Below are 8,348 nucleotides of genomic sequence, written 5' to 3'. Positions count from 1 at the left end.
GCTTTTACCTGGTCATGTTCAGTTAACGCCAGTAATGCTCTAGCGTGCCCCATTTCTAACTGTCGAGTAAGCAGTAGTTTTTTGACTTCGCTGTTTAGCTCGATTAGCCGCAGTAGATTGGTTACCGTTGCCCTTGATTTACCAATCGCGGTGGCAATATCTTGATGCGTCATACCGAATTCATTCAGTAAGCGTCTTAAGGCTTCGGCTTCTTCTAATGGATTTAAGTCTTCTCGCTGAATGTTTTCAATTAAGGTTTGTGCCATCGTCGTGCGATCATCGATGTGTTTGATGATAACAGGGACTTCCGCTAAACCTGCTAATTGTGCGGCGCGCCAGCGGCGTTCTCCGGCAACGATTTCATAGCTGTCGGTCTCTAGTTGGCGCACGATGATAGGCTGAATAATGCCTTGAGTCTTAATCGAATCAGCGAGTTCTTGTAGCTTTTCCGGGTTTAAATCTTGGCGCGGTTGGTATTTACCGCGTTGTAAAAATTCAATCGGTAAGGTTTTAGGCGCGTGCGATGGTTTTTCTTCTTTGGCCGCTGCATCGCCTAATAGTGCATCTAAACCTCTGCCTAATCCGCGTTTGGGTAACACCATAATCGTTATCGCTATAAAGTGGGCTTAGTGAGTTTGTTTGCTTAGTAGATGCTCGACTTCAGCTAACAACAGTTGTAGCGCTTCAGCTTCTTGTAATAAGCGGGCGTGTTCTTGTTGCAGTTGCTGTAGCAAGGCACTGGCTTCGGCGTTAATGGCGTCTAGTGTTAAGTTTTGATTGTCAAGGCTGCCGGTGTCTGCCAATAAGACTTCTAAACCACGCCCTAAACCACGTTTTTTTTTTGCATTAGGCCATTCCTTTTTTCTTTTCTTATCATTTCGCCTGCTAAGGCGATATACGCTATCGCGCCGCGCGATGATTTATCATAATTAATCACGGGCATTCCGTGGCTTGGCGCTTCGGCTAAACGGATATTTCTAGGCACACAGGTTCTAAACACTTTATCGCCGAAATAGCGGATTAATTGCTCAGACACATCTTTAGTTAAGCGATTTCTGTCATCAAACATGGTGCGCAATATGCCTTCTAGGTGTAAGTCTGGATTCACCGTATCCTGTATATCTTTTAAGGTCGACATCAGCGCTGATAAGCCTTCGAGTGCGTAATATTCGCATTGCATAGGGATTAACAAGCTATCGGCCGCCACCATAGCATTGACGGTTAGCATGTTTAGCGAGGGTGGGCAGTCGATTAAGATGTAGTCAAAATCAGCTTTGATGGGTTTTAATGCTTGCGCGAGTCTTACTTCGCGTTTTTCAGCGCTTAATAATTGCACTTCAGCAGCGGTTAAATCAGCATTACCTGGAATCAGGCTAAAACCGTAATCGCTAAGTGTTACGATAGCTTCGCTGACAGGTGCTGCCGCCATTAAGACGTCATAACTAGAATAGCGCCCACCTTCTTTGTCTAAACCGCATCCCATTGCGGCATTGCCTTGTGGGTCTAAATCGACTAACAATACGTTTCGTTTAGCGGCGGCTAATGAGGCTGCTAAATTGACACTGGTGGTGGTTTTGCCAACGCCGCCTTTTTGATTGGTGACGGCAATGATTTTTCCCATTAGCTTACCTCGGCTACGTTTGAAAACTGGAGACGGACGACGTTACGTTCAGCGTCTAAACCAGGTATGGTGAGAGGAATAACAGTTGCTTGTGCAAGTGTATCTAGGTTTTCTTGGTCAAGATGTTGGCTTTTCATAGCAAGCATAATACCTTTAGGTGCTAATAAATGCTGTGTTAGTTTGATAATTTCGCTGAGTTCGGCAAAGGCGCGCGTGACTATTGTGTCAAATCCAGATGCCGAATGATATTGCTCTACACGTTGTTGAATCACAGTGACGTTGTTAAGTTTTAATTCCAAAACAGCTTGTTGTACGAAGCGGGTTTTTTTGGCATTACTGTCTAATAAGCAGAATTGGCGTTCTGGACAGCAAATGGCTAGCGGAATACCTGGTAAGCCTGCGCCTGTGCCTACATCGAGTATCGTTTTACCGTGTAAGTGCGGCATGATGGCAAGGCTATCGAGTAAATGTAGGCTAATCATCGCGTCTAATTCACGCACGGCGGTTAAGTTATAGGTTTTATTCCACTTAGCGATGAGCTTTATAAAATCGATTAAGCGCTCAATATGGCTAGAGCTCACGTCTAATGGTAGTGCTGATAAACCTAAGCTTAAGCGTTGGTTTAAATCCTCTTTAGGCTGACTCATTATGCTGTTTTCTTTTTCAAATAAACCAGTAGCAACGATATGGCCGCAGGGGTAATGCCTGGGATGCGCGACGCATGACCTAAGGTTTCTGGGCGTTGCGCTTTCAGCTTTTCTGATACTTCGTTCGATAAGCCTGGTATGTTTTTGTAATCTAACGTTTCCGGTAAACGCAGGTAGTCGTAACGCAACGATTTATCAATTTCGCTTTGTTGTCTAGCAATATAGCCTTGGTATTTGGCTTGGATTTCGACTTGCTCGCTGACGTCGTCAGAATATTCTTCGCTATTAGGTAGGAATGTCAGTAGTCGTTGAATATCAACCTCTGGACGTCTTAGCATGTCCATTAAATTGACTTCTTTGGGTAAGGCTTTACCCCAAAAGGCTTCTGCTAGTTCGATTGCTTCGGTATTAGGTCTTAGCCAGGCTTTTTTTAAATCGTTTTGCAATTCACTAATGCTTGATTGTTTACGCTCAAAGGCTTGCCAGCGTTCGTCATCGACTAGATTTAACTGGCGACCTTGCTCGGTTAAACGCAAGTCAGCATTGTCTTCTCGCAGTAATAATCGGTATTCGGCACGACTTGTGAACATGCGATACGGTTCTTGCGTGCCGCGAGTGATTAAGTCGTCTATCATGACGCCGATGTAGGCTTCGTCGCGGCGTGGACACCAACTGTCTAAACCTTGGGTTTGTCGGGCTGCATTTAAGCCTGCAATTAAGCCTTGTGCAGCAGCTTCTTCATAGCCTGTTGTGCCATTGACTTGGCCTGCGAAAAATAAGCCATTTAAGTGCTTGCTTTCTAATGAAGTTTTTAAATCGCGCGGGTCAAAAAAAGTCATATTCAATCGCATAGCCTGGGCGCACGATTTCAGCGTTTTCAAAGCCAGGCATGGTTCTAACGAATTCGTATTGCACATCAAAGGGTAAGCTGGTCGAAATGCCATTAGGATAGATTTCATTAGTATCTAAACCTTCTGGCTCGATAAAAATTTGATGTGAATCGCGTTCAGAGAAACGCACGATTTTATCTTCAATAGAAGGACAATAGCGTGGGCCAATGCCTTCGATAATACCTGAGTAGAGGGGGGAGCGGTCTAATCCAGCTCGAATAATATCGTGGGTTTGTTGGTTGGTACGCGTGATATAACAAGGGATTTGACGAGGATGCTGTTCACGTTGACCTAAAAAAGAAAACACAGGTACGGGTGTATCGCCATGTTGCACGTCGAGTTTGCTATAGTCAATAGTGCGGCCATCGATACGCGGCGGTGTGCCGGTTTTTAAGCGTTCGATGGTTAACGGTAATTCACGTAAACGCTCTGCTAGTGTGACTGATGCCGAGTCGCCCGCTCTACCGCCACTGTAATTTTCAAGGCCAATGTGAATTTTACCAGCTAAAAACGTACCAGCTGTTAATACGACGGCGCGGGCATAAAAATCTAAGCCCATTTGCGTTTTTACGCCGACGACAGTATCGCCTTGTAAAATTAAATCGGTGGTCGTTTGTTGGAATAATGCTAAGTTAAGCTGATTTTCCAGAGCATGACGAATGGCTTGTTTATAAAGCCTGCGGTCAGCTTGAGCGCGGGTCGCTCTGACCGCCGGGCCTTTACTGGCGTTTAAAATCCGAAACTGAATACCGCTGACATCGATAGCCTTGGCCATCATGCCACCGAGTGCATCGATTTCTTTGACTAAATGGCCTTTGCCAATACCGCCTATGGCTGGGTTACAGCTCATCTGGCCTAAGGTTTCAATATTTTGGGTGAGCAATAGCGTACTGGCACCGGTTCGTGCGGAGGCTAATGCTGCTTCTGTGCCTGCGTGACCACCACCAACTACAATTACATCAAAATCTTTTTTGAATTTCACAAGCTTTGTTTTACTCTAATGGTTCGTTGAATGTTTATATTATAAAAGGTAAACCATGAAAAAGCGTAAAAAACAACTAGTTCTCGATGCTGTTCCCAGTAATAACCCGGTTGCAAAGTTTGCCCATCAGTTTAATAGGCTGAGTATTTTACTGATAAAACGCAATATCGCCGCCATGCAAAACATAAAAATAGGGAGGTCAGTGCTAAAGCTCTAAGTATTGGGGTTTTAGCAGTGACTTCAAGCTGTTATGTCGCTAGCTAACTTGTTTATTTTTTTAACACTTGCTTCAGGGCTTTGTTCTGGCTACACACTTAAAGACGGGGCAGGGCGTTTAGGGCGACAGAAAACTGCTCCTGCATTTTCTGCATTCACCACATCCTTGTGGCTCCAGGTGGCGGCAGCATCCCTGCTGCCGTCAAGCCTACAGGGATGTATTTACGGCGTCCTGCGGCCTGAATGATCTGTCCCATCTTAAGTTGTTAATCTTTACTATCGCTATTATTCTGGTCAATACCCGCTTTCAATATTGCTGCACTGTTAAAATTAAGCGATAATGGCGGGCTTTTCAACGTATTATCTTGATGACTATGCAAATTACGATGCTGAAATCGAAATTACACAGAGCAACTGTGACCCGTTCGGAACTGGGTTATGAAGGCTCTTGCGCGATTGATAGCGCTATACTGGACTTGTCCGGCATTAAGGAATACGAACAAATCCAAATCTATAATGTAAATAACGGCGCACGGTTTACTACTTATGCGATACGCGCCGAAGCGGGTTCCGGAGTGTTTTCAGTGAATGGGGCGGCTGCTCGTTTAGCCTGTCCGGGTGATTTAATTATTGTTTGTGCTTACGCATCGTTTAATGAGCAAGAAGCAAGCGAGCATAAGCCAACGCTGGTTTATTTTAATGACAAAAACGAGGTTATTCGCTCGTCTTCGCACATTCCTGTGCAAGCGGCCTAGTAGAGGTTCTTGTTTTTGACGTAATCTTTAACGAATTGGTAATAAGCGCGGTGTCCGTGTTCAGAATGACGCCGCACAGAACGCATGATTTTATCGATTTGAGTGATAAAGTCTTTCAGCGTAATGCCGTCGATTTTGCCGAAATATTTGTTGGCAACTTGAACACAGCCGTTAATGATGTTATCGATTTCTGGGTTGCGTTTAATAGTTTCGCTTTTGCCAAAGCCGAAACGCTGCTTAACAGCAACCTTGGCATTTTCAAGGCCAAATATACATTGTGTATCAGTTAAGTTAGGATTTCTTTCGTATTCAGTTACTAAGTCTGCTTCTATGTCCATTAGCAGGAGCAAATAAGTATCTTCTGTTGTCATCTGGCGGTTTTTGCACATTGGTTTATCTCGGCTCTGGCGAGCTGAATAGCGGCTCTTACTTGTTCTGGTGCTGTTCCGCCAATGTGATTCCTTGATGATACTGAGCCTTCTAAGCTCAGAGACTGGTAAACATCATTGTCAATCATTGGGCAAATTTGTTGTAATTCTGCTAATGAAATTTCTGATAAGTCACGTTGTGTACTGAGACCTAATTTAACAGCAACGCCGACATGCTCGTGGGCATCACGAAATGCCATGCCTTTGCGAACTAGGTAGTCGGCTAAGTCGGTTGCGGTTGCAAACCCTTGGCGCGCTGCTTGATAGAGTTTTTCCTGTTTAGGTTTGATAAACGGAATCATATCCGCATAAGCGCGTAAACAATCCAATAACGTGTCGACCGTGTCAAATAAGGGTTCTTTATCTTCTTGATTGTCTTTGTTATAAGCTAAGGGTTGGCTTTTCATTAGCATTAATAGCGAAACCAGATGCCCCGTCACGCGTCCGGTTTTTCCGCGTACTAATTCGGGTACGTCAGGATTCTTTTTTGCGGCATGATAGAAGAGCCGGTGCAAAAATGCATCAGGTAACTCAATAAAATCAAATTGCGCGCTAGTCCATAAAACTAATTCTTCCGAGAAGCGCGATAAATGCATCATGATTACGCTTGCAGTTGCCGTAAACTCAATGGCAAAATCTCTGTCGCTGACAGAATCGAGTGAGTTGGCGGATACTTGTGCAAAGCCAAGTAGTTGAGCAGTGAGTTCGCGCTGAATAGGGTAGCTAGTGCCGGCTAATGCAGCGGCGCCTAGTGGCATGATGTTGATTCGTTTGCTGCAATCTTGAAGGCGTTGATAGTCGCGCTTTAGCATTTCATACCAGGCCATTAAATGGTGGCCAAAGGTAATGGGTTGAGCGACTTGTAAATGGGTAAAGCCTGGCATGATGGTGTCGGCATATTGCTCGGCCAAATCAATAATAGCGACTTGTAAGCGTCTTAATTCGGAATTAATCATGCCGATTTGGTCGCGTAAATATAAGCGAATATCAGTTGCTACCTGGTCGTTGCGTGAGCGGCCAGTGTGTAATTTTTTCCCAGTAATACCAATTAACTCAGTTAAGCGTGCTTCTATATTCATGTGCACGTCTTCTTGCTTGATAGACCACGAAAATTGGCCGCTATCAATTTCATTAGCGATTTGAGTTAAGCCGGAAATTATGGTGTCGCGCTCGTGTTCGGTGAGAATGTTAGCGGAGCATAACATAGTGGCGTGAGCGATAGAGCCTTGTATGTCCTGTTTTGCCATGCGCTGGTCAAACATTACAGAGGCAGTGAATTTCTCGACGAAAGCATTAGTGGCTTCGGAGAAGCGGGCGCTGGAAAGCTTATCTTGGTTAACCGAGTTCATTGGGGTGGGAATAAGCAGCTAGTCGACGTTTTTGTGATAGTGTTAATGGGTGGTGGGTATCACGGCGTCGGAAAAATAAAACCATATCAAGAGTGACTAGAAGCTTCTTGATATGGTTTATAGTATTAGAACAATTTTTTCAAATCTTGGAAGCCTTGGTAGGCATTTTTTAACTCTTGTTCAGCTTCTTGTAAGGCAGAGCTTTTAGCGTGGGTACGCGCAGATTTCAATTTGTTGTTAGCTTTGTAACGTTCTCTATCAACTCTGTCGTTGGCATTAACTTCTTTGCTGGCGTCTAAAGCGTCTTTGATTAAGTTGGCAACAGTTTCGCCGTCAGAACCGCTGTTAATTGCATCGATAGCAGCTTTAATTTTGCTGCATACCATGTCAACGGCTTGATCTGGAGTGTATGTTGTTCTTGCATCTATGTTAGCAACTGCAGGTAATGAAACAACCCCTATTGACGAGGCAATGAACAATGCAAGTAAAGTTTTTTTCATATTTTTACTAATCCTCTAATTATTGTTTTTTTAAACATTAAAGCCAGTTAACTTTTACAGCTAAATGACTTAAAAATTCTACCACAAAAAATCGTGTTAATAATGTCTTTAGTCAAATAAAATTAATTTTATTGGCCTAGAAAAAGCGGATAAGAAGATGTTTTGTGCGTAGTTGATTTTGCTGGTATCTAATGGCGTCCCCAAGGGGGTTCGAACCCCTGTTCCCGCCGTGAAAGGGCGGTGTCCTAGGCCGCTAGACGATGGGGACGTATTTTGAATCCTAACAGGATATAGTTAGATAAAACAACAATGGTAATGAGTCTGTTATGGCGTCCCCAAGGGGGTTCGAACCCCTGTTCCCGCCGTGAAAGGGCGGTGTCCTAGGCCGCTAGACGATGGGGACAACATTACAATCATTGTTTTTGGTGGAGCTAAGCGGGATCGAACCGCTGACCTCTTGCATGCCATGCAAGCGCTCTCCCAGCTGAGCTATAGCCCCGTAACAAAGAACGACTATTTTACAGAAATAGTCGTTCTTGTCTACTATTTATTGCTTAATATAAGCAATTGCTTGCTCGATTCTTGCTATGGTTTTGTTTTTACCAAGTAAAAACAATGTCATATCAATAGCTGGTGAAACAGAAGAACCGCACACAGCGACGCGTAACGGTTGTGCGATTTTGCCTAAGTTAAGTGATAATGCCTCGCCTAAATCAATAATAACTTGATGAATCGCTTCGGCTTGCCAGTCGTTGAGCTCGGCAAACGCGGTGCGTAAACGCATGAAAATATCTTCGACACCTGGGGCAAGGTTTTTCTTGGCTGCTTTTTCGTCGTAGGTAGAAAAAWCTTGATAAAAGTAACGGCTTGCTTCTGCCATATCGACTAAAGTTTTACAGCGTTCGCGTTGCACTTTGACGAGATCAACTAAGTCTGGGCCATTGTTTATATCGATTTTTA

At 44.1% G+C, this 8,348-nt stretch carries 8 protein-coding genes, 3 tRNA genes and 2 pseudogenes; 1 reads left to right on the top strand and 12 read right to left on the bottom strand.

The genetic code is table 11. From position 1 onward, the window contains the following. From VZ94_RS19800 to mnmG, 5 genes and pseudogenes are all read right to left on the bottom strand, one after another. The coding region (locus VZ94_RS19800) for a ParB/RepB/Spo0J family partition protein (RefSeq protein WP_045780545.1) at positions 1-602 on the bottom strand (602 nt) is incomplete at its 3' end. Between the two features lie 24 nt (positions 603-626). Beyond that, entirely contained in the window at positions 627-803 is a 177-nt protein-coding gene (locus VZ94_RS26205; RefSeq protein WP_157844985.1) for a hypothetical protein, read from the bottom strand. A 20-nt stretch (positions 804-823) separates the two neighbouring features. After that, a complete protein-coding gene (locus tag VZ94_RS19795; RefSeq protein WP_045780544.1) occupies positions 824-1,621 on the bottom strand; it encodes a ParA family protein in 798 nt (265 codons plus the stop codon). Continuing rightward, on the bottom strand, positions 1,621-2,268 hold the full coding sequence (gene rsmG / locus VZ94_RS19790; RefSeq protein WP_045780543.1) for a 16S rRNA (guanine(527)-N(7))-methyltransferase RsmG: 648 nt from the start codon (positions 2,266-2,268) through the stop codon (positions 1,621-1,623). Before rsmG ends, VZ94_RS19795 begins: the two co-directional genes overlap by 1 nt. Continuing rightward, positions 2,268-4,140 (bottom strand): annotated as a pseudogene (mnmG, locus tag VZ94_RS31205) (tRNA uridine-5-carboxymethylaminomethyl(34) synthesis enzyme MnmG). The gene rsmG and the pseudogene mnmG overlap by 1 nt, the downstream one beginning before the upstream one ends. Positions 4,141-4,730: 590 nt before the next feature. Between mnmG and panD the strand changes: the two are divergent. After that, positions 4,731-5,111, top strand: coding sequence for an aspartate 1-decarboxylase (gene panD / locus VZ94_RS19780; RefSeq protein ID WP_045780546.1), 381 nt, complete (start codon positions 4,731-4,733; stop codon positions 5,109-5,111). Here the strand turns inward: panD and VZ94_RS19775 are convergent. From VZ94_RS19775 to VZ94_RS26200, 7 genes and pseudogenes are all read right to left on the bottom strand, one after another. After that, positions 5,108-5,500: a hypothetical protein gene (locus VZ94_RS19775; protein ID WP_131655655.1), complete on the bottom strand. Its 393-nt coding sequence runs from the start codon at positions 5,498-5,500 to the stop codon at positions 5,108-5,110. The two genes, panD and VZ94_RS19775, sit on opposite strands and share 4 nt — an antisense overlap. Further along, entirely contained in the window at positions 5,479-6,888 is a 1,410-nt protein-coding gene (argH, locus tag VZ94_RS19770) for an argininosuccinate lyase (protein WP_045780541.1), read from the bottom strand. The genes VZ94_RS19775 and argH overlap by 22 nt, the downstream gene beginning before the upstream one ends. A gap of 125 nt (positions 6,889-7,013) precedes the next feature. After that, positions 7,014-7,388 (bottom strand): hypothetical protein, encoded by a 375-nt coding sequence (locus VZ94_RS19765; RefSeq protein ID WP_045780540.1) that lies wholly within the window; start codon positions 7,386-7,388, stop codon positions 7,014-7,016. A gap of 192 nt (positions 7,389-7,580) precedes the next feature. Then, positions 7,581-7,656 (bottom strand) — tRNA-Glu (locus tag VZ94_RS19760). 59 nt (positions 7,657-7,715) lie between these two features. After that, positions 7,716-7,791, bottom strand: a tRNA-Glu gene (locus VZ94_RS19755). Positions 7,792-7,811: 20 nt separating this feature from the next. Continuing rightward, a tRNA-Ala gene (locus VZ94_RS19750) sits at positions 7,812-7,887 on the bottom strand. 48 nt (positions 7,888-7,935) lie between these two features. Continuing rightward, positions 7,936-8,348, bottom strand: a pseudogene (locus tag VZ94_RS26200) (glutamate--tRNA ligase); the annotation flags it as partial.

The sequence above is a fragment of the Methylocucumis oryzae genome, assembly GCF_000963695.1.
Taxonomy (GTDB): Bacteria; Pseudomonadota; Gammaproteobacteria; order Methylococcales; family Methylomonadaceae; genus Methylovulum; species Methylovulum oryzae.
This window is presented reverse-complemented; position numbering and strand designations above follow the sequence as displayed.